Source organism: uncultured Mailhella sp. (assembly GCF_944324575.1).
GTDB lineage: Bacteria > Desulfobacterota > Desulfovibrionia > Desulfovibrionales > Desulfovibrionaceae > Mailhella.
Genome location: NZ_CALUWV010000041.1, coordinates 1 through 21,700, shown reverse-complemented (window position 1 = coordinate 21,700; position 21,700 = coordinate 1). Strand labels below are relative to the sequence as shown.

At 62.3% G+C, this 21,700-nt stretch carries 15 protein-coding genes and 1 tRNA gene; 8 read left to right on the top strand and 8 right to left on the bottom strand.

Going from position 1 to position 21,700, the window contains the following annotated elements; all coding sequences use genetic code 11:
• The 4 genes from Q0J81_RS06635 to Q0J81_RS06620 all read right to left on the bottom strand — a co-directional run.
• On the bottom strand, positions 1 to 216 hold a 216-nt coding region (locus Q0J81_RS06635; protein ID WP_294446724.1), incomplete at its 3' end, for a hypothetical protein.
• Between the two features lie 3 nt (positions 217 to 219).
• Complete coding sequence (locus tag Q0J81_RS06630) at positions 220 to 525, bottom strand: hypothetical protein (protein WP_294446723.1); 306 nt, start codon at positions 523 to 525, stop codon at positions 220 to 222.
• Complete coding sequence (rsmH, locus tag Q0J81_RS06625) at positions 522 to 1,550, bottom strand: 16S rRNA (cytosine(1402)-N(4))-methyltransferase RsmH (protein WP_294446722.1); 1,029 nt, start codon at positions 1,548 to 1,550, stop codon at positions 522 to 524. The genes Q0J81_RS06630 and rsmH overlap by 4 nt, the downstream gene beginning before the upstream one ends.
• Before the next feature lie 16 nt (positions 1,551 to 1,566).
• A complete protein-coding gene (locus Q0J81_RS06620) occupies positions 1,567 to 2,061 on the bottom strand; it encodes a division/cell wall cluster transcriptional repressor MraZ (RefSeq protein ID WP_294446721.1) in 495 nt (164 codons plus the stop codon).
• Positions 2,062 to 2,392: 331 nt separating this feature from the next.
• On the opposite strand from Q0J81_RS06620, the gene pyk reads away from it, so the two are divergent.
• Entirely contained in the window at positions 2,393 to 3,814 is a 1,422-nt protein-coding gene (pyk, locus tag Q0J81_RS06615) for a pyruvate kinase (protein WP_294446719.1), read from the top strand.
• Between the two features lie 633 nt (positions 3,815 to 4,447).
• Positions 4,448 to 7,216: a dynamin family protein gene (locus Q0J81_RS06610; protein WP_294446718.1), complete on the top strand. Its 2,769-nt coding sequence runs from the start codon at positions 4,448 to 4,450 to the stop codon at positions 7,214 to 7,216.
• Between the two features lie 388 nt (positions 7,217 to 7,604).
• Here the strand turns inward: Q0J81_RS06610 and Q0J81_RS06605 are convergent, their stop codons facing one another.
• On the bottom strand, positions 7,605 to 7,889 hold the full coding sequence (locus tag Q0J81_RS06605) for a hypothetical protein (RefSeq protein ID WP_294446716.1): 285 nt from the start codon (positions 7,887 to 7,889) through the stop codon (positions 7,605 to 7,607).
• Positions 7,890 to 8,080: 191 nt separating this feature from the next.
• Positions 8,081 to 9,271: an ATP-binding protein gene (locus tag Q0J81_RS06600; protein ID WP_294446715.1), complete on the bottom strand. Its 1,191-nt coding sequence runs from the start codon at positions 9,269 to 9,271 to the stop codon at positions 8,081 to 8,083.
• A 427-nt stretch (positions 9,272 to 9,698) separates the two neighbouring features.
• Between Q0J81_RS06600 and Q0J81_RS06595 the strand changes: the two genes are divergently transcribed.
• Positions 9,699 to 10,682, top strand: a complete 984-nt coding sequence (locus Q0J81_RS06595; RefSeq protein ID WP_294446714.1) for a D-2-hydroxyacid dehydrogenase — start codon at positions 9,699 to 9,701, stop codon at positions 10,680 to 10,682.
• A gap of 299 nt (positions 10,683 to 10,981) precedes the next feature.
• Here the strand turns inward: Q0J81_RS06595 and Q0J81_RS06590 are convergent, their stop codons facing one another.
• A complete protein-coding gene (locus Q0J81_RS06590; RefSeq protein WP_294446713.1) occupies positions 10,982 to 11,338 on the bottom strand; it encodes a hypothetical protein in 357 nt (118 codons plus the stop codon).
• A 45-nt stretch (positions 11,339 to 11,383) separates the two neighbouring features.
• Complete coding sequence (locus Q0J81_RS06585) at positions 11,384 to 13,435, bottom strand: cytochrome c biogenesis protein CcdA (RefSeq protein ID WP_294446712.1); 2,052 nt, start codon at positions 13,433 to 13,435, stop codon at positions 11,384 to 11,386.
• 97 nt (positions 13,436 to 13,532) lie between these two features.
• Here Q0J81_RS06585 and Q0J81_RS06580 point away from each other — a divergent pair.
• The 5 genes from Q0J81_RS06580 to Q0J81_RS06560 all read left to right on the top strand — a co-directional run bounded on the left by Q0J81_RS06580 (position 13,533) and on the right by Q0J81_RS06560 (position 21,455).
• Positions 13,533 to 13,608, top strand: a tRNA-Lys gene (locus Q0J81_RS06580).
• Positions 13,609 to 13,950: 342 nt separating this feature from the next.
• The gene (locus tag Q0J81_RS06575) at positions 13,951 to 16,773 is read left to right on the top strand and encodes an FAD-binding and (Fe-S)-binding domain-containing protein (RefSeq protein ID WP_294446711.1); all 2,823 of its coding nucleotides are present in this window, start codon (positions 13,951 to 13,953) and stop codon (positions 16,771 to 16,773) included.
• Positions 16,774 to 16,904: 131 nt separating this feature from the next.
• Positions 16,905 to 18,908, top strand: a complete 2,004-nt coding sequence (locus tag Q0J81_RS06570; protein WP_294446710.1) for a TRAP transporter permease — start codon at positions 16,905 to 16,907, stop codon at positions 18,906 to 18,908.
• Positions 18,909 to 18,972: 64 nt separating this feature from the next.
• Positions 18,973 to 19,944 carry a TAXI family TRAP transporter solute-binding subunit gene (locus Q0J81_RS06565; RefSeq protein ID WP_294446708.1) on the top strand — a complete coding sequence of 324 codons (972 nt, stop codon included), beginning with the start codon at positions 18,973 to 18,975 and terminating at the stop codon, positions 19,942 to 19,944.
• A gap of 302 nt (positions 19,945 to 20,246) precedes the next feature.
• Positions 20,247 to 21,455 carry an argininosuccinate synthase gene (locus Q0J81_RS06560; protein WP_294446707.1) on the top strand — a complete coding sequence of 403 codons (1,209 nt, stop codon included), beginning with the start codon at positions 20,247 to 20,249 and terminating at the stop codon, positions 21,453 to 21,455.
• The last annotated feature ends 245 nt before the right edge of the window (positions 21,456 to 21,700 follow it).

Here is a 21,700-nt window from a genome sequence, read left to right as displayed (position 1 = left end):
CTCGAAGGCGGGGAACCACACAACCAGCCAGCACACCACGAAGAGGACGGCCGCATAGTGAAAGCGCTGCCCGATGAGCCAGTTCCAGCGCGCGCGCAAGCGCGAGAACAGCCCTTTGCCTTGGGAGGCGGAGGGCTGATTCTGGGCTATGCGACGATTGAGGCGTCGTCTTCCCGTGAGCCGGGAAGACGAGGAGGAAGAACTGTTCGGGCGCATTCGCTAGTCTTGGCTGGGGGGTTTGAGACGGCGTATCTGGCCGGGATCGGCCATGCTCATGCCGAGCTGTTCGGCAGTCTTGCCGAGAACGTAGGGAGAAAGCAGGCTGTCGCGTTCCACTTCAAGCTTGGCCACGTGGGCGCGCGCAGATTCGGTCTGGCGCTGCATTTTCTGAATGGTGTAGGCGGTGTCGCTGCGGTCTATGCTCAGCCAGGTAAGGGCGACGCCCATGATCAGGCTGAACAGAATGGAGACAATCAGCATGAGGAACCAGCCTCCGGAACCGAGCGTGGCGGTGTGGGAATTCATGACAGCTCCTTTTCAAACGGCGGCAGCTTCTCCACGACGCGAAGCTTTGCGCTGCCGGCTCTCGGGTTCATGACGATTTCGTCCCTCCCCGGGACGATGGGTTTCTTTGTGAGAAGCGCGACCTCCGCGTGATGTCCGCACACGCAGCGCGGCAGGTGCGGCGGGCAGAGGCAGTCGGTGCTCCACTGTCTGAACCGCTGCTTGACTATGCGGTCTTCCAGAGAGTGGAACGTGATGATGGCCAGTCTTCCGCCCGTGGAAAGGCGGGGAAGAATGGCGTCGAGAAAACGTTCGAGCTGTCCTAATTCGTCGTTGACGACCATGCGTATGGCCTGAAATGTGCGCGTGGCGGGATGATTGCGCGCTTCGCTGCGCCATTTGACGGGATAGGCGTGCCACACGATCTGCGCAAGCTGTCCCGTGGTCTCTATGGGCCCCTTCTGACGCGCGTCCACAATGGCGCGGGCTATGCGCGGCGCCTGCGGGTCTTCGCCGTAGGTCTCGATGATGCGGCGAAGCGTGTGCACGTCGGCCATGTTCACCACGGTGCGGGCCGACTGCGTCCACGGTTCTCTTCCGGCCGGGGAAAGGCTTCCCATGTCCATGCGCATGTCGAGCGGCGCGTCGCCGTGCAGGGAAAAGCCGCGCTCCGTCACGTCGAGCTGAAGCGAGGACACGCCGATGTCGAGCAGCGCGCCGTCTATCGTGGCCCAGCCGAGAGCGTCCAGCGCGTCGGCAAAGGAGGCGTATTCCAGCGCAAAGAGGCGGCAGTTCTCACCGTAGGGGGCAAGACGCTCCGCCGCACGCTCAAGCGCCTGCGGATCTCTGTCCAGTCCGCAGAGGAAGGCCTTGCCCTCCGCGCGTTCCATGAGCGCCGAGGAATGTCCGGCAAGTCCGAGCGTGCCGTCGAGATAGCGGCCGCCCTGGCGCGGCGCAAGAGCATCCAGCACTTCGTTGAGAAGCACGGATACGTGACGGGCGTTTTTTGCGGTGACGGAATCGTGTTGCGGCGTATGACGAACCATGGCGGAAAAAGGCAGGCTAAAGGGAAAAGTCTATGCCGCTTGCGGCGAGCTCCTCCGTGACGCCTTCCAGATTGTCGGACGCCATGGAGGCACGCAGAGGGGCGGGGTTCCAGATTTCAAAGCGCGCCACGAGGCCGAGCAGGGTGGCTTCCCTGTCGAGGCCCGCGTAGGCACGGTGATCGGCGGAAAGCAGAATGCGGCCGTGCGCGTCGGGAGTGTGCGTTTCCGCGCCGCCTATGACCAGACGGCGGAAGGCGCGCACCTTCGGCGACGGATTGGGAATGCGCATGAACTTTTCTTCCAGCTCCACCCAGTCGTCCCACGAGAAGGCCACGAGGCATCCGTCGTAGGTGGTGAGCACGAAGGTTCCCGCCGCAGGCGCGGACGACGAAGCTCCGCCTTCCGCCGCGCGCGCCCCACCCCTGAGGGCCATGGCGTCGCGGAATTCCGGCGGTAGCATCAGGCGGCCTTTTGAATCGAGACTGCGCGGGTATCTGCCTCGGAAAACCATGCTTGTTCCACTTTCTGCCACTTTTTCCCACTTTTTGCCCATAAAACGAAAACTGTCAAGGCTAAAAGCGGGAATGTACGTGACAACGTGTGAAAATAACTCGGAAAATCAGAAGTGTTACAGGAATGTTCCGCTTTTTCGTCCGGTGTGACCGGCGGTACAACAGAGGAAAAAGCGGCTCCCCTGCGGGGGGAGGTGACGTCCGCTCTCGACTTTTTCCGGAAAAAAGGGCAGAATGCCCGCACAGCGACGGGCGCGAGAGGGCGGAAAGCGGGTTTTTCCTCCCTGCAAGGCAGAGTCCGTCATCCGTCTTTTAAGGAAAGGAATTTTTATGCGTACCCAAATTGTTGCCACCATCGGCCCCGCCAGCTGCGATCGTGAAAAGCTCGCCCAGCTGGCCGACGCGGGCGTTTCCGTATTCCGCCTCAACTTCTCCCACGGCGATCCCGACTTCTTCCGCGGCGTGGTTTCCAACATCCGCGAAATCGAAAAGGAATGCGGCCGTCCGCTGACCATCATGCAGGATCTGCCCGGTCCCAAGATCCGCATCGGCATTCTTCCCGAAGGTCGCATTGAGCTGAATCGCGGCGACAAGCTCATCCTCGGCCGTGAACGCCGTGAAAAGGAAGAGCTTCCCTTCATTCCCTTCGACCATCCCCGCATTCTTGCCGCCCTTGTGCCCGGCGACACCCTGGTGCTCGCCGACGGCGGCCTGCGCTTCCGCGTTGAAGAAAAGGTGGAGAACGAGCGCTTCATCATGTCCGCCGAGGAAAGCGGCGCCATTTCTTCCCGCAAGGGTCTGGCTCTGCCCGGCAAGTCTCTGGCTCTGCCTGCCATTACCGAGCAGGACCGCGAAAAGCTGGCCCTCGGCATGGAACTCGGCGTGGATGCCGTGGCCATTTCCTTCGTGCAGACCGTGGAGGACGTGCATCAGATAAAGGCGCTGCTCCATTCCTACGGCCGTGACGACATTCCCGTGGTGGCCAAGCTGGAACGCCAGAACGCCGCCGTGGAGAACCTCGACGAAATCGTGGCCGCCACCGACATCATCATGGTGGCCCGCGGCGACCTCGGCGTGGAATGCCCCATGCCCGAGCTTCCCGCCCTGCAGAAGCACATCATCCACACCTGCAACCGCGCAGGCAAGCCCGTCATCGTGGCCACCCAGATGCTTCTCTCCATGGTCAACACCCCCGTGCCCACCCGCGCCGAGGTGACCGACGTGGCCAACGCCGTGCTCGACGGTGCGGACTGCGTCATGCTCTCCGACGAGACCGCCGCCGGCAGCTATCCCATCGAGGCCGTGCGCTACATGCGCAAGATCACCGATGAAGCCGAAAAGTATCTGCTCGCCACCCGTCGTCTCGAACCTCCCAAGGACGAGAAGGATACCTCCCGCTTCCTCGCCTACACGGCCTGCCTGCTCGCCAGAACCGAGAACGCCTGCGCCATCGTGGCCCATTCCGTGACCGGCGGCGCGGCCCGCATGCTCGCCGAATGCCGTCCCGCCCAGACCGTCTACGCGCTGACTTCCAACTCTGTGGTGGAACATGCCCTCAACTTCGTGTGGGGCGTGCAGCCCTACTTCATTCCCGTGAGCGACAGCAGCATTTCCCATCTGCGTCGCGTGCAGAACTTCATTGCCACGAGCAGCAAGTTCCCCATGGGACAGGATGTGGTCATCACCGCTGGCGAATACGCTCCCGGCGAACAGAAGCGCCGCACCAATCTCGTGAAGATCTACCACAAGTAAGAAAAGAAGCGGGCCCTGCGCCCGCATGAGCAAAGGAGTCCTGTCCGGGATTCCTTTCGACCGACAGGGTCCGGCCCGTTCAGCGCGGAAAGTTCCGCATGAACGGCCGGGCCTTTGTTTTTGGGAAAAGACGCTCTGCGGGCGATGGGGACGCAGCCCGGGAAGAGCCGGAGCGGGAGAGGGGCGGAAGGCAGGGCGGGAGGGGGCGGAGCCCCAAAGGTCGGCAGAAGGGAAGAGCGGCGGTTGAAGGGGAGGCGCGCCGGGGGGAAGGCGCGTGCCAGGAGAGTCCGGGCATGGGCGGAAAAGCCTTGCAGGGCTCCTGCCGGGACCGGTCGGCGTTGGTCCGCAGGCATCAGGTCGGAGGGGCGGAAATCCGGCCGGGGAGTAGGGGGAGTTTCCGGAGCGGTCCGGAAAGTCGTGACGATGCGCAAAAAAGCCTTTTTTGCCCCTTCGCGTAAGGCTGCGGTAAGAAAAATGAGGGATGGTTTGCAATGCGTGCGGCAGAGGATGCAGGCCATCCAGACGGCAGAGCCGAAGAGTCCGTCGCGTGAACGCTTGCCATGTTGCCTTCTGCGCTGCTACCATGGAAAAACCTCCCGGAAGGGTCCCTGAAGATTTTGAAGACGGACGCATATGGAAAAGACTTTAGATGAAAAACAGGTCGTGACGGCCTCGTGCATCATGCCGGAACTTCCCGACGCCGGAATGCCGGAGCTTTCGTCGGAAGATCGACTCATCGTGCTTCTGGCCTCGGCCGCGCAGGAGGGCGGGCGTCTTTCGCCGGAATCCTGGAAGCTGGCGACGGACGCTTTTCTCGCTGCGTTTTCACCGGATGTGGAGTCGCTTTCGGAAGCGGCGCGCGGGGAGGCGGAGCATCGTTTCTTCGTGCTTCAGACGCGCTTTCACGCGGCGCTTCTGAAGGAGCCGCTTGCGCCAGAACAGCTTGAGGCCGACCGCCGGCTTTCCGAAGACCTCGCCGCGCTGCCGCCGGAGAAGGCGGAAGCGTTTGTTTCGGCCGTGCAGCGGCTTTCTCCCGCCTTTGCGGCGGTGCTGTGCCGGGCGCTGTCGGAAGACGTGGCGGGCCGCCGTCGCGTCATGGAAAGTCTGGGCCGCACCGTGCGCCTTCTGCCGGGCGTGGCCGCGTGGGAAAGTCTGTTCGGCGGCGAGAACGGGGAGGATGAGCGCGGCGTCGTCATGGAAGGCGGCGTGGCCCAGCGCAGGCCGCAGCCGAAACCGCTGCTTTCCCCCGCGTTCAGGCGGCAGCTTGCCGCGCTTTCGTCCATGCTTTCCGAGGCGGGAGCGGCGTGCACCGACATGGCGAGTTCTGCGGCCAGCCAGTACGAGGGGGCGGCGCGCTATCTGCGCGAGCTCAACGTGCAGCGGATGTTTTCCCTGTTTTCTCCCTCCCGCAGGGACATGGTCATTGCGCCGGGCTTTGAGGCCGCCGCAAAAAGCGCCGAGGCCCTTGAAATGGCGGTGCTTGAGAACGGCGACATGGAAACGGCCCGGGCGCTGGAGGACCTGCGTCACCTCATGGCCGAACAGCCCTTTACCATGGTGGTCGTGGGCGAGGGCAAGCGCGGCAAGAGTTCGCTCGTCAATGCGCTGCTCGGCGGGGAATATTCTCCCGTGCGCGAGTCCGTGCCGGAAACCGCGGCTGTGGCGCGCTTTTGCTGGGGCAGAGAATTTTCCGGACGCGTTCGTTTTCTTGCCGGGGAGGAATGCGCACGGCTGGTGGAATGTTTCGGCGGGCGCGACGACAGCGAAGAACTCTGCGAAAGGCTGGAAGTGCTCAGGCGGCAGCTCCCGCCGCGGGACGACGAGGTGCTGAGCTCGCCCGGTCAGCTTCGGGAATTTCTTTCCGCGCATGAGAAGGGCAGCTTCTTTGCTTCCCGCGTGGAGGCTCATATTCCTTCCGACATGCTCAAGCACGGTCTTGTGCTGGTGGACACGCCCGGGCTCAACGCCACCGATCCCGTGCAGAACTATCTTGCCTTTGAGGAATGTCTTGCCGCGGACTGTCTGCTTTTCGTCATGGACGCACGCCGTCCGGAATCGTCGTCGGAGCAGGAGCTTCTGCGTCAGCTTGCGCGTTCCGGCAGGGCGGCGGCGGTCATCGGCGTGATGACGGGCGCAGACAGGCTGAACGAGCCGACAAGCCGCAAAAGCGCCATGGAGCGGGCGCGTCTTCTCATGGACACGGCCTCCTCCTGCGGCATGAAGGTGCTCGGCCTTCTGGAAGTGAACGCACGCGATGCCATGCAGCAGCGCTGTTCCCGGCCACGGCGAAGCGGCGGACAGGATTTTCAGAAACTCTGCGCGCTGGTGGAGCGGGCCGCCGCCGAAAAGAACGCCGGAGCCGGAGAGCATGAAGAGCGTCTGCGCAGCCGCGGCGCGCAGCTTGTGGAAAACGTGCGGCGCGGCGCGGAGGCCTTCCGTGCGCGGGAGCTCGGAAGGCTTCCGGACGAGCGGCATGAAAAGATTCTGGGCGCGCACGTGGCAAGGCTTGAAGATGCCATGAACAACTGTTCCTCGCAGGCGTGGTCCGTGGTGAACGCGGCCTCCGTGGACATGGAGGCCTGGCGCAAGGAGCAGGAACGGGCGCTGGACGGCTGGCAGGAGAACATTGTGCTGCGCATCATGGACGCGGCAAACAAACACGCCGACTCCCTGGGTTATACCGGCATGTTCCGTCAGAAGAACTGGAAGAAGTTCGATGAGGAAGACGTGCCCCGCATCGCGCGCGAGTCGCTGGAAGAGCTGCTTGCCGGGCGGCGCGACGTACAGAAGGACTGGAGCGAGAAGCTGCGCCAGTTCGGGGAGCGGATGCGGGAAATCTCCGTACTCTGCCTCGACGCCGTTTCCGTGGACGACGAGGAACTGCGTTCCATGGGCGACGTGCCCTTCGGTCGGGAACGCTGGCTCGTGAACGCAAACTCCGTCATGAAGAAGGTGGGGCTTGTGGCCGTGGGCCTTGCCCTGCGCAGGGGCGGAGGCGTGGGCCTCGGCATCGTGCTCGGCAACATGGGATGGTGGGCCGTGCTGCCTGTGGCCGTGGTGGGAAGCGTGGTCTGGACGCTCATGAAGCTCGGCAGTCCGTCGCGCTGCCGCCGCATCTTCATGGAGCGCAAGGAAGAAGCCGTGCGTCGCTGGGTGACAAGTCAGCGCGGACGCCTGGAAGAACTGCTCACCCAGAATCTCGACGACCTTACCTCGGCATACGGCAGAGCCGTGAGCGAGGGCTTTGTGCCTGCGCTTGCCGTGCTGGCCGAAGAAACCGCGGCCATGCGCGCCTACCTCGACGTGCTCAAGAAGATGCGTTCAGGCGTGGAGGCACGTACACACGAGACCCTGCGCCTTGCCGAAGACCTCGAAAGGGCGCTCGCGCTGCCGCAGAACTGAGACTCGGGCCGGGGAATCTGCGCAGGTATCGGGGTTTTCCAGGCCCGGGCTCAGCGCCGCCTGGCCGGAGTCGGAACAAGGTGGCGGGCGGCAAGGCGGCCTTCAGTTCGTTGCATACCGCGGGGTCGGCCTTATTCCGCACGGCACTCTGCCGTACCGCACGTTCGTTGTCTCGTCGATGAATGCAGCGGGAGCGTTCCGCTTCATGCGGGGCCGTTGCCATGCAGCCACGACATGAGGCGGGGCGCGGAGCGGTTTTGAATGCGGTCTTCCGGCCCGGGGCGTCCCCCCGCGCAGCTACGACGACGCAGAGGAGCACAGGAGGCGTCGGGGACTTCTCTGGATCTGCCTCCGTGGTGCCTTCTGCGGCACGACGGCCCCCTGCGTGCTATTTTTGCTTCATGGAGTCGTAGGCCTTCACGGATTTTTCCTTGACCCACTCGTAGCCTTCGATGGTCCTGTCTCTTGTCCATTCGTAGCCGGAAACCACGCCATCCTTCACGTCGCGGCCTATTTCTCTTGCCTTGTCTGCCGTGTCGTTCGTGCTCTGGCTCGTTGTCCGGCTGGAGACTTCCCGTCCCTGAGCGTCGTAGGTGACCTCGCTTGAGGTGGTGCTGGTGCTGCAGGCAGGCAGAAGGGCGGTCAGGCAGAGAAGCAGGAGGTGTCGTTTCATGGCTGTCCTCGTTGGCGTGGACCCCGGAAAAGAGCGGGATTCTTTTGCTGAAAAAAGGCGGCGCCGTCGCAGAGCGAGGAACGCCGTGGGCCTTGTGACCGTTCGCCTTAGATAAGAGGCGGAAATGGCCGGAGAAGAGCTTTCTCCGGCCGTGTTTTCGTAAAAAGGGGCGGTAGATCCCTGTGCGCCGGCTATTTGATGCCGGCCTTGGTCAGCTCGATGAACTGCTTGGCTACGCGCGGGCTGCGGCCGCCGCTGCGGGTGGCGTGGGCCTCGGCGCGGATGTCGAGCTGTTCCTCGGGCATGTCGATGCCGTACTGGACCGCGAGCTTGTGCACGATGTCGAGATAGCGGTCCTTGTCGGGACGGAAGAACGTGACGGTGAGGCCGAAGCGTGCGGACAGGGACATGAGTTCCTGCCGCGTGTCGCCTTCGTGCAGGTCGCTGCCCGAGCGGTCGTCCCAGCTTTCCTTGATGAGATGACGGCGGTTGCTCGTGGCGTACACCACGAAGTTTTCGCTGTGGCCGTTCACGCTGCCTTCAAGTATGGCTTTAAGGGCGGCAAAATCGTTGTCGTTGCTGCTGAAGCTGAGGTCGTCGATGAACAGGATGAACTTGAGCGGATTGCGGGAAAGCGCCTCGGTGATGTCGGGGATCTGATAGAGCTGATTCTTCTTCACTTCCACGAGGCGCAGGCCCTTGTCGCAGTAGGCGTTGACGATGGCCTTCACCGTGCTGCTCTTGCCGGTGCCCGCATCGCCGTAGAGCAGCACGTTGTTGGCGGGCTTGCCTGCAAGCAGGGCCTCGGTGTTGGCGATGACCCTGGAGCGCTCCTGCTCGTAGCCGGGGAGCTGGTCGAGCCGCTGCGGATCGGGATGGCGCACGGGCACGAGATGGCCGTCCTTTACCGTGAACATGCGGTACTTGGCGAAGATGCCGTAGCCTTTCTGATGAATGGTGGCTATGCGTTCATGGTAGGCGGCGGCAAAATCGAGCGTGCTGTTCTTCCAGCTCGGCAGAAAGCCCTGAAAGCTGAGGGACTCGCGGATGGTGCGGCCGTCGAAGGAGCCGAGCTTCTGGAGAAACTCGAGCTCGTGGGAAAGACATTCGGCAAGGAAGGGGGACACGGGGGTGCTGCCGCAGCTCTGCAGCATGTAGATGTTCTCGTCTTCCATGATGAGGTTCAGCAGATAGGCGCTCAGGTCGTCGCTGCGGGCGAAAAGTTCGGCGGCAAAGTCGCAGTAGGCGTCGACGCAGGCGGCGGTGTCGGAGGAGTCGGCGTCGAGCAGCTTCTGAAGCCGGGAAATGACGGGGTCGGAAAGGATGTTGCGGAAAATGACGAGGCTGCGCAGCTGCATGCTGGTAAGAGTCAGGGATTTCATGGGACGGTCACCTTCAAAAAATTTTTCGGCAAGTATAGGGCAGGCAGAAGCGGGGCGCAAGTGCGCGCATTCTGCGTTTTTCCGCATTGTTCCGTTTTTTTGCGCCGAAGCGCGGAGCACGGCGGCGCGGGGACGCGCAGGCCGCCGTGGCAGGCGCAGCCTCAGCGTCGCCGCTGTGTTCGGCTGTCGTGCCGGACAGGAGAAGATTCTTGCGAAGACGGCGCAGACTGGCCGCCGAATCCGTCATGTTTGCGGAGGTACTTGCGCGGAGTCCTCTGCTGTGGCACAAGCAGAAGAAAGGTCTGTCCGCAGAGCGCCGGGAACGGCGTTTTTGATGTATGGAGGGGCGAGTTCGGCGCATAATTTGTGTCGGGCGGTGCGCCGCACGGGCGGACGGGAGATTCAAACACAACAGGAAGGAGTCGTCATGAAGATAGTGGTGCTTGACGGTCATACCCTGCGTGCAGGCATGGATAGTCCGTGGCCTGCTTCCGATGAGACGGACGAATGGGTCTGCTACGACCGCACGCCTGCGGACAAGGTGCTGGAACGCTCGGCCGGGGCGGATGTTCTCGTGGTGAACAAGACGGTAATGGACGCCGCGCTCATGGACGCGCTGCCGACGCTCCGCTGCATTGCCGTGACCGCAGCGGGCACCAACGTCATTGACTCCGAGGCGGCCGGAGCGAGGGGAATTGCGGTGTGCAACACTCCCGCCTACGGCACCGACGCCGTGGCGCAGCACGCGTTTGCCCTGATTCTGGAGCTGTGCCGCCACACGGCGCTGCATGACGAGAGCGTGCGCCGTGGCGACTGGGCGCGCTGCGAGGATTTCTGCTATGCGCTCACGCCGCAGGTGGAGCTTACGGGAAAGACGCTGGGCATCTTCGGCTTCGGCAACCTCGGCAGAAGAGTGGCCGAGCTGGGCCATGCCTTCGGCATGAAGGTCATGGCCTGCGCCCACAGGCCCGTGCCTGCGCCGGATTATGCGCCCTTTGCCTTCGTGTCCCGCGAGGAGCTTTTCCGTGAATCGGACGTGCTTTCCCTGCACTGTCCGCTCACCGACGAGACGCGCGGACTCGTGTGTCGTGAGACGCTTGCGCTCATGAAGAAGGGCGCAATGCTCATCAACACCTCTCGCGGCCCTGTGGTGCGGGGGGAAGACGTGGCCGAGGCCCTGCGTGAAGGAAGGCTCGGCGGCTTCGGTGCGGACGTTCTGGAGAGCGAGCCTCCGACCATGGACGATCCGCTTCTTTCCGCGCCGCATTCGCTCATCACGCCGCACATCGCCTGGATGACCGACGGGGCGCGGCGAAACATCGTGTCCATCACGCTGGAGAACATACGTCGTTTCCGCGAGGGGAATCCGCAGAACGTGGTGAATGAGGCATTTTTGAAGATCCGCCGCTGATTTCGGCAGCAGGAGGGCGGACGCTTTTCCTGCACGAGAAAGAGCGTTTTTGAGCCCGACCGTGCTGTTGGAACGGCGGGTTTTCACGGAAGCCCCGCCGGAAGGGAAAGGTCCGTTCGGAAGAACTCCGGGCGGACTTTTTTTGCGCTCTGCACGCGGCGTGACGTGCGTGAGAAGCGTATCCGCCCTGCCGGAGAAAAAGGCGGGGATGATATGGGGCTGCGCCCCGGCCGGGCGGCAGAGACAACAAAGCCGGGGGAGGTTCCCCCGGCCGGTCGGTGAAAGCTGCGGATGCTCTCTTACGCCTTTTCGTCGTCGTCTTCCTCGTCGAGCACGGCGTCGGTGACAAAGTCGAAAGCAATGCGTTCAATGGGAGCTTCGGGCTCGAAGGCGAACATTTCGGCAAGGAAGTTTTCGGAAATTTCCCTGTTCTCGGCCTTCGCTTCCACGATGAGCGCATTCATGCGGTCGGTATAGGCGCGGATGAGGCGGAACACCTCGGCCACGACGGGGCTTTCGGACGTGGGTTCGTTTTCTTCTCCGCCGCCGCAGCTGGAGTGTTCCTCTTCCACGGAGTCGTCGTAGGCGTCGAGGGCGGCGTTGATTTCCAGTTCGGAAAGGGTGGCGAATTCAGGAAGCGTTTTGACTGTGTTCATGAAAAACCTGTGTTCTTGGGTTGCGGAAAAGGGGGCATGAGCCGCCTATTCCCTGGGTTCGCTGAGAAGTTTCACGGGGTTGAGCATTTCCACCATGCGCTTGTGGGGGATTTTTGCCTGACGCAGCGCAAGATGGAGGTCGGTTGTCGTGTAGATGTCCCGCAGAATGACGGGCCGCGAGGCTCCGTCTCCTTCCGGGAAAATGGCCAGAAGCGGGATGCTCGCGCTGTTGAGCGCCTTGAGCAGCTCCTGATGGGAGGCGTTTTTGAAGGTCATGTCCACCTTCACGGCCGTAAGCGAGTACTGGTCGAGCACGGGCAGAAGATTGGGCGCGGCAAGCGTGGTGCGTTCAAGCACCTTGCAGGTCGGGCACCAGTCGGCGGTAAATTCCACGATCATGGCCTTTTTACCCATGTTGGCCCGGAATTCTTCCTCGGAGAATTCCACCCACGGCACGATTTCCTTCTGTGCGGGCAGAAAGGCCCAGAATCCGGAAAGGAATATGGCCCCGAAGGCGAAGGCTCCGAGGAACATCCGCCTTGTGATGGAACCGCGCAGACTTCCCCATCGGCCCCATATCCATGCCGTGGTGGCGGCCACGAGCAGGGTGATGAGGGTTTTCACGTGCAGAGCGGGCGGCAGCAGGGAGAAAAGATAGATGGCCGTGCCCATGAGCAGAAAGCCGAGCACGCGTTCAAGAACGCTGAGCCACGAGCCGGGCCGCGGCAGAAAGCGTATGAGTCTCGGAAAGCAGGCCAGCAGCACGTACGGCGTGGCCATGCCCACGCCCGTGGCCGCAAATATGGTCATGAGCACGGGCAGCGGCTTGGTAATGCCCCAGGCCAGCACGCCGCCGAGCAGAGGGCCGCTGCACGGCGTGGCGAGAAGCGTGGTGAACATGCCGGTGCTGAACGCCTGCATTCTCGGCGAGGAGCTGTGATGGCTCTGCAGATCGAGCACCGGCAGATGGAACACGTCGAACATGGAAAGACCCATGCAGAACACGATGAGCAGCATGAGGAAGATGACTTCGCTGCTCTGGAAGAGCTGACCCCACAATATGCCGGTGACACCGGAAATGATGGCCAGAATGGTGAACCACGTGACGATGCCCGCAGCAAAGAACAGCGTGTGATCGCGTATGCTGCGCCGCCGTTTTTCAAAGTCCTCTTCCGCGTCGAGCAGCATGGAAAACTTCATGGTGAGCACGGGCAGCACGCAGGGCATGAAGTTGAGCAGGAGACCCGCAAGCAGGCCGAGACCCACGGCGCGGAACCATCCGTCTATCTGAAAGCTGCCTTCCAGATTCTGAGGCGTGAAGTCGTATCCCCGCGGGCTGGGCGCGGACGAAGGCACGGGCACCGACGTGGGCTCTGGGCGGATCGGCGCAATGCTGTGCTCGCTCTGACGCTTGAACACCGACGTGGGCGCGGCAGGAAGAAGATTGGCATGCCGCAGGGAGGCCGTGTTCTCTTCCGGCATTTCCGCTACCGGAGGCACTTCCGGCGGTACCGCATTTTCACCGCAGCAGGCCTTGCTGGCAAGAAACTCGTTGAACCACGGCTGTCCGGCGGCATTGGGAAGTTCCGGCGGCGCGGTGGGCAGCAGAATGCGCGTGTGCACGGGCTGGCAGTGCTGGTCGGAACAGGCCAGCAGGGAAATGTCCAGCGTCACGGCGCGCGGTTCGCTCTCCCGGAAGACGAGAAAGACCGGTGCCGCGTCGAAAAGCTGACGGCTTTTTCCCCCGCCGGCCAGCGACACTTCGTCGCCTGCGGTGTAGTGCACCTGCACCTTGCTTTCGGGAAGCGGCTCTCCGTCCGCGAGCACCGTCACGGTAAGAGGTATGCCTTCATCGCCCGCTTCATGGGCATAGGTATGGTATCCTGCGGAAGGCAGGAGCCACAGCACCGCCATGGACGTGTTTTTATCCACGGACGGCTGAAGCTGTCTTCCGTCCACGGCGGAAAGCTTGGCCCATTCGGTGAGAAAGCGGTAGGGCGGCTCGTCGGACGCGCGGGCAGAGTCCCCATTAAAAAGGAAGGGAAGCGCGGATACGAGAACCCAGACGAGACAAAAAATTCGCAGCAGCCTTTTCATGAAAAGGCACGCTAAACTTTTTTACAGAAAAAGGCAAAATTTTTCTTGACGAATGGTGGCCTCGGGGCTATGACTCTTTCTGCGCTTCAAATGCACTGGGTCACTAGCTCAATTGGTAGAGCAGTTGACTCTTAATCAATTGGTTCGGAGTTCGAGTCTCCGGTGACCCACCAGTGGCAGAACGGCCCCTTGCATGCAATGCAAGGGGCTTTTTTGTATCCTGGTTCCGTGTCTTTCGCGGCCGTAAAAAGATTTCCGGGCAGATCTGTCCGGGAAGAGGGCCGCGTCCGGTCTTCTGTGGCACGACGCTGCGGGCCGATGTTCGGCCCTGCGTCTCAGATGTGCGCCGTGCGGCCGGTTATGCACGCAGGGCGGAGTGAAGCGCGGGCTGCATGGCTGGTCTTTTGTGACGCTTCCTTTTTTCGGATGTGCCCCGGTCCGGCGGGCGGCTCGTGGCAGAGGAGCGCCTTCGGGCGCGTCTTTCCGGCAAAAGGAAAGCAGAGCAAGAGGTCTTCATGCAAAGTCAGGTTTTCTTGAATCAGGTGCGGGAGTTCCTGCCCTGGTCGCAGACGCACACCGGGGCGGCGGCAAGAATTTTTTCCGTCGATGCCGGTCCCTTTGAACCCCGTGCGTTTGCCGTCATCGACATCACTTCCCTCGAGGAGCTTGAAAAGCTCCTTTCCTGTGCCGCTTCCTGCGGCGTTTCCCTTACGTTCCGGGGCTCCGGAACCTCCCTCAGCGGACAGAGCGTGGCCGAAGACGTGGCCGTTCGCTTCCGCGGGCCGGCGTGGCACGGCATCGACGTGCTTGACGACGGGCTCCTTGTCCGCGCCCGCTGCGGCGTGACGGGCGGAGAAATCAACGCCGCGCTTGCGCCTTACGGGCGCTTCATCTCTTCCGATCCCTCCTCCATAGCCTCCGCCACCATAGGCGGCATGACGGCCAACAACGCCGCCGGCCTCGGCTGCACCGTGGCGAACAACATCTGGCATTCCATTCAGGCCATGGAGTTCGTGCTTGCCGACGGCACACGGGTGAACACCGCCGACGAAACAAGCGTACGGCGTTTCAGAAGCTCGCACGCCGCGCTTCTTGCCGGGCTCTCTTCCCTGCGCGAAAGGCTTCTTGCCTCCCCCGCAGATGCGGAAAGGGTGCGGCGCAAGTTCAGCATACGCAATACCTGCGGCTACGCGCTGAACGCCTTCACGGACTTTGAAGATCCGCTCGACATTCTCATGCATCTTTTCGTGGGCTCGGAAGGCACGCTCGGATTCATTTATTCCGTCACGCTGAAGACCGTGCCCGCGCTTCCCTGCCGGGGTACGGCCATGATGCTCTTTTCCTCCATGGACGACGCCATGGCCGCCGTGCTCGACATCCGCGCCTGCCGCGGCCTGTACGCCGGTGAGTTTCTGGACGACATTTCTCTTCGCGGCCTTGCGGAACTTCCGGGATTTCCTCAGGAATTTCGTCCCGACGGCGAAAGTTCCGACAACTGTGCCCTGCTTGTGGAAACAAGGGCCGCCGATGAGGCCTCCCTCGCCGCCGACATGGCGGAACTTGAAGCGCTGCTTGAAGTTCATCATCCCCGGGCGCGTCTCGGCTTCGTGACCTCGACCGAAGAGTGCGAGAAGCTGTGGAACATTCGCCGCGCGCTTTTTCCCGCCATGGCGGGCACGCGTCTGCCTTCCGAGTACGCCTACGTGGAGGATTACTGCGTGCCCATCGAACGTCTGCCCGAAGCAAGTCACGGCATTGTGGCCATTCTTCAGGAGCTCGGCGTTCACCGTTGCGGCGTGAACGGTCACGCCCTGCATGGCAATCTTCACTGTACCGTGCCGCTCAGACTTTCCGAAGCTTCGGAAGTGGAGCGTCTCGGTGCGTTCATCGAGCGCGCGGCCGAGCTCATTCTTTCGCTTGACGGCTCGCTCAAGGCCGAACACGGCACGGGGCTGGCCGTGGCCTCCTTCGTGCGCAGAGAGTGGGGCGATGCGCTCTACGGCATGATGCTCGAGGCAAAGCGCCTGCTCGATCCGGCGGGCATCCTGAACCGCGGCTGTCTTTTGAACGACGGCGAGCGCTGCCATCTTGAAGGTCTCAAGTTCGTGGGAGCCGTAGGGCGGGGCGTCGATCTGTGTGTGGACTGCGGCTTCTGCGAGGCCGTGTGTCCCTCGGCCCGCACAGGCTTCAGTCCGAGACAGCGCATTTATGCCCTGCGTGCCATAGCCGCCCTGGAGCAGGCCGGTGATGAAAGGCAGGCCGCGGAATGGAAGGAGTTCTTCCGCACCATGGGCGTTGAGCTCTGCGCTACGGACGGGCTTTGTTCCACGCGCTGTCCCCTCGGCATAGACGTGGCGGGATTCATGCGGCATTTGAGGCACGAGAATCTGACGGATCGGGAGAAAAAGGCCGCCTCCTTCGTGGCCGGACACATTGCTCCCGTGTCGCGCGCACTGTCCCTCGGGCTTGACGCGGCGTACGCGACGCACAGAATTCTCGGGCACGACATGGCGCAGAAGACCGGCGTTCCGGCGAAGAAGCTCACGGGCATGACGGTGCCCGATCTTGTGCAGGTGGGCCTTGCGGGCTCTTCGGCCGTGCCTGCGCCCCGTGCGAAGCGCGCGGAAAAGGTGGTGTACTTTCCCTCCTGCGCCGTACGCAGCATGGGCTATGCCGGAGATTCCGGCCGCCGCGTGGAACCGCTCATGGACGTGGCCCTCCGCCTGCTGGAAAAGGCGGGCTACGAGGCCGTCATTCCCCGCCGCGTGGAAACGCTCTGCTGCGGCAAGGCCTTTGAAACCAAGGGCATGAAGGAGCAGGCCGACGAATGCGCCGCCTCTCTCGACGCGGCGCTTCTGGAAGCCTCGGAAAACGGCCGCTGGCCGGTGATGTGCGACACGAGTCCATGCCTTGCGCGCATGAAAAAGACGCTCGACTCCCGGCTGTCGCTGTACGAGCCCGTGGAGTTCACGCTTCGCTTTCTCGCGGACAGGCTGCATTTCCGGCAGAAATACGGTCGCATAGCCGTGCACGCCACCTGCTCCACGCGGAGCATAGGCCTTGTTGACGCTCTTCTGGCCGTGGCCCGCCTGTGCTCGCGCAACGTGGTGCTGCCCGACGGCATTTACTGCTGCGGATTTGCCGGAGACAAGGGCTTTTCCAGGCCCGAGCTCAACGCCGCCGCCCTGGCCGGACTCCGGGACAAGGTGGCGGGCTGCGAGGCGGCCTTCAGCACGTCGCGCACCTGCGAGGTCGGCCTTACCCTGCACGGCGGTCTGCCGTACCGCAACGTTCTTTATCTTGTCGACGAGTGCAGCGAGGCGCGTTCCGCCCGCTGAGCCGTTGTTTTCCGGAACGGCGTCTTGACAGCGTGCCCCTGCGGTCGTTAGACAACAGAGGGGTCGCGTCTGCTGCTGGTCAGGACGCTGCGCCGCAAATTTTTCCTCAGGTGGTTTTGATGGACAAGAGTATGGATCAGGAATCCGTGGTGACGACGGCATCGGGAGATATTGTCGCCAGCGCGGAAGAACAGGCCAGGGCGCAGGCTCTGGTGGAGGAAAAGGACAGCGAATCGAGAACGCGGCAGTTCCACGGCGTGTTTGCCAGAGTTGTGGCCGTCATCTGCGTGGCGTTTTCTCTCTTTCAGCTGTACGCGTCCGTGTTCGCTACCATGGACGCCATGAAGCTGCGTTCGTTCCACATCATTTTTCTGCTGGTGCTCGCCTCGTTCATGTATCCGGCGCTGCGCCGCGAAAAGAGGGTGAGAAGTCTGCCCACGCTGTGGGATCTTGTGTGCGTGGGCGCGAGCCTGTACGCCTTCGGCTATCTCATACTGCACTATGACGCCATCGCCATGAGCGGCGGCTGGTTCACCACGCAGGATTACGTGGTGGCGGGCATAGGCGTGCTCGTGGCCTTTGAATGCGCAAGGCGCGTGGTGCCCAACCTCGCCGTGCTCGCGCTTATTTTTCTGGCCTACACCTTTCTCGGCAAGTATCTGCCCGGAGCCTTCGGCCACGTGGGCTTCTCGCTCACCCGCGTGATGGATCATATGTTCTGGGGCAGTCAGGGGCTTCTCGGCGTGGGCGTGGGCGTTTCGGCCACGTACGTCTTCCTTTTCGTGCTGTTCGGCGCATTTTTGCGCATCAGCGGCTTCAGCGAGTTCATCAATGATCTGGCGCTCACGCTGGTGGGGCGCACTGCGGGCGGCCCGGCCAAGGTTTCCGTCATTGCAAGCGCCCTCATGGGCATGATCAACGGCAGCGCTCTGGCCAACGTGGCCACCACGGGCGCCATCACCATTCCCCTCATGAAGAAGACCGGCTACAAGGCCGAGTTTGCCGGGGCCGTGGAAGCCGTGGCCAGCACGGGCGGACAGTTCGCCCCGCCCATCATGGGCGCGGTGGGCTTCATCATGGCGGAATTTCTCGGCGTGAGCTACACCAAGGTCATGCTCGCCGCGGCCATTCCCGCCTTCCTCTACTATCTCGCCCTCATCATGGCCGTGCACTTCGAGGCCAGAAAGCTGGGACTCAAGGGCCTTTCCAAAGAATATATCCCCGACGCCGTCAAGGTCATCAAAAAGCGCGGGCATCTCATCATTCCCCTTGTGGTGCTCATGGTCATCATGCTTATGGGCTACACGCCGCTTTTTGCCGCCGCCATGGCCATTTTCGCTACGGTCGTGGCCTCCTGGCTCTCCAGGGAAACCCGCATGGGCCCGAAGCGAATTCTTCAGGCTCTTGAGGAAGGCGCCAGGGGCGCCGTGGGCGTGGGCGTTTCCTGCGTGATCATCGGCATCATCATAGGTTCCGTGTCCCTCACCGGCCTCGGTCTCACCTTCGGCTTCCAGGTGCTCAAGTACGTGGGCGAAGGGCAGCTCTACCTCGGCGGCGTGTTCGTCATGGTCATGAGCACCATTCTCGGCATGGGCGTGCCCGGCGTTGCCGCCTACGTCATCGTTGCCGCCGTGGCCGTGCCCGTGCTCACCGGCGTGGGCGTGCAGCCCATGTCCGCCCATATGTTCTGCCTTTTCTACGCCTGCCTCTCCAACATTACGCCGCCGGTCGCCATGTCTTCCTACGTGGCTGCGGGCATCGCCAACTCCAACGAGACGAAGACCTCCCTCATTGCCGTACGGCTGGGACTCACGGGCTTCATCCTCCCGTTCTTCTTCCTCAATAATCCGCTTTTGCTCTACAGCTCCTCCAATCCCGGACTGGCCACGGTGTGGGCCTTCATTACCGCAAGTTTCGGCGTGTGCGCCCTGGCCGTGGGCCTTGAACGCTGGCTCTTCGGTCCCTGTACCATCGTGCAGAGCCTCATGTTCATCGCAGGTGCGGTGCTTACCATTGATCCGGGTCTCTCCACCGACGCCATAGGCATTGCCGTCATTCTTGCGGCTGCGGCGCTCAATCGTCGTTCCACGACGCAGAGACGGCGGGCGGAAGGCTCCGAGGCAACGGCGGGCTGATTTTCGGCTTTTCTCCTTCCTCCTTCCGGGGGAAGGACAACTTTCAACAGGTTCAGGAGTGATTATGTACGGTAAAGTCCTTCTTTCCATGATGGCGGCCGTGTCCATGCTCTTCGGCGGCGTTCAGGCAAAAGCCGCCGATCATGCGCCCGTGACCATCAGCATTCCCACCGCGGCCACGACCAGCACGCTGTATCCCATCGGCGCGGCCCTCGGCAATCTGTGGAGCACCAAACTTCCTTACGTGAAGGCCAGCGTGCAGTCCTCCAAGGGCGGCGTGCAGAACCTTCAGCTTCTCAGCAGAAAGGACGCTCAGGTGTCCTTCGCCATTACCAGCATCACCTATCAGGCCATGAAGGGCCTCGATATGTTCAAGGGCCATGCCTATCCCGACGTGCGCATCATCGCCGGTCTCTACTACAACCCCAATCAGGTCATTGCCCGCGCCGACAGCAATGTGAATTCCCTGAAGGACTTCAAGGGCAAGGTCTTCGCTCCCGGCGTGGCCGGCGGCACCACCATCGGTGAAACCCAGGTGCATTTTGCCGCCGCCGGTCTCAAGTATCCCGGCGACATCAAGCCTCAGTACGTGGGGCCCGCCGAAGCCGGTGACCTCATGCGCAACAAGCAGCTCGACGGTACCTGGATCATGGCCGGTCTGCCCAACGCCGGCGTGTCCGAAATGTGCGCCACCGCCGACGGCCGTCTCGTGAACATCGACGACGCCACCTTCGAGAAGCTCAGCAAGGATTATCCCTGGTACGCCAAGTTCCAGATTCCCGCCGGAACCTATCCCGATCAGGACAAGGCCGTGCAGACCACTGCCGTCAAGATGATCCTCATTACCGACGCCTCTCTGCCTGAAGACGTGGTGTATGACATTACCAAGTGCTTCTGGGAAAATCAGGAGATCGTGAAGAAGTCCCACGCCGTCATGAAGGACATCTCCCTTGAAGGCGCCGTCACCGACCTCGCCGGCATTCCGCTTCATCCCGGCGCGGCGAAGTACTACAAGGAAGTCGGCGTGCTGAAGTAGTCCGCATCCGGGCCGCCTCGCGCGCTTTGGCGGGCCGTCCTTTTCCTTCGGCGGAAAGGGCGGCCCCTTTTTCGTCGAAACGCGGTACGACCCGCGCGGTTCGGGACTTTACAAAGAGGGATAATCTTTCTACAAGAAAGTTTCTTCCGCGTCGGTTTTCTCCCGGCGCGGTCCGTATTTCAAACGTTTCCGCAGAACGGCCGGCATTCTCCGTGCTCGGCACGGCACGATGCTCCGCAGAACGTTCCGCTCCGCGGGAAGTAACCGTCAACCATGGGCTCGTGCGCCCGTGAGGTCTTGTCATGGCTAAGAACAACAAAGTTATCCTTGCGTACTCCGGCGGTCTCGATACCTCCGTCATCCTCAAGTGGCTCATTGTCGAGCGCGGCTATGAAGTCATTACCGTCACCGCCGACCTCGGTCAGGAGGACGATCTTGACGGCGTGGAACCCAAGGCCCTCAAGACCGGCGCCACCAAGGCCTACATCGAAGACCTGCGCGACGAGTTCGCGAGCGACTACATTTATCCCATGCTGCGTTCCGGCGCCACATATGAAGGCCGCTACCTCATGGGCACTTCCATCGCCCGTCCGCTCATTTCCAAGCGTCTCGTGGAAATCGCCCGTCAGGAAGGCGCTGTGGCCATCGCCCACGGCGCTACCGGCAAGGGCAACGACCAGGTGCGCTTCGAGCTGTCCATCAACGCCCTGGCTCCCGATCTTCAGGTCATCGCTCCCTGGCGTGAATGGGATCTCATGAGCCGTACCGCGCTTACCGCCTTTGCCGAAAAGCACGGCATTCCGGTCAATTCCTCCAATAAGCACTACAGCATGGACCGCAACATGCTGCACTGCTCCTTTGAAGGCAGCGAACTCGAGGATCCGTGGGAAGAACCCGGCCCGAACAGCTATGTGATGGCCGTGCCTGTGGAACAGGCTCCCAACGAACCGGAATACATCACCATCGGCTTTGAGAAGGGCGACGCCGTCACGCTGAACGGCGAACGTCTCACCCCCCGCGAAATGGTCATGAGCCTGAACAAGATTGCCGGCAAGCACGGCATCGGCCGTCTTGACATGGTGGAAAACCGCTTTGTCGGCATGAAGAGCCGCGGCGTGTACGAAACCCCCGGCGGCACCGTGCTGCACATTGCCCATCAGGATCTCGAAGGCATCTGCCTTGACCGTGAGGCTCTTGCCACCCGTGAGACCATCATTCCCCGTTACGCCGCTGCCGTGTACAACGGCTTCTGGTTCTCGCCCGAACGCGAAGCCATGCAGGCCCTCATCGACCAGATGCAGCGCGGCGTGACCGGCGAAGTGCGTCTCAAGCTCTACAAGGGCAACGCCTGGCCCGTGGGTCGCTATTCTCCCCACAGCCTCTACTGCCAGGATCTTGCCACCTTTGAAGAGTGCGCTACCTACGATCATAAGGACGCCGCCGGCTTCATCCGTCTGCAGGGCCTGCGCATCCGCGGCTATGCCGACCGCGTGAGCCGCTTCCTGAAGTAGTTCGACGACAGGCCGGGGGAATTCCTCCGGCCTGTTTTCCGAAAGGAGGGCGGGCCGGTCGCGGCCGGGCTTCGCTTTTCCCTGTCCGCGCAACGCAGGGCGCGTTCCGCTTTTTTCTTCCCGGCCGCTCCGGCGGCCGGGGTTTCTGTTCCGCTCCGAGCGGGTCTAAAACATTCTGGAGTTACCATGTCCGACAAGCCTTGGGGCGGCCGCTTCAAAGAAAGCACCAGCCTTGCCGTGGAAGC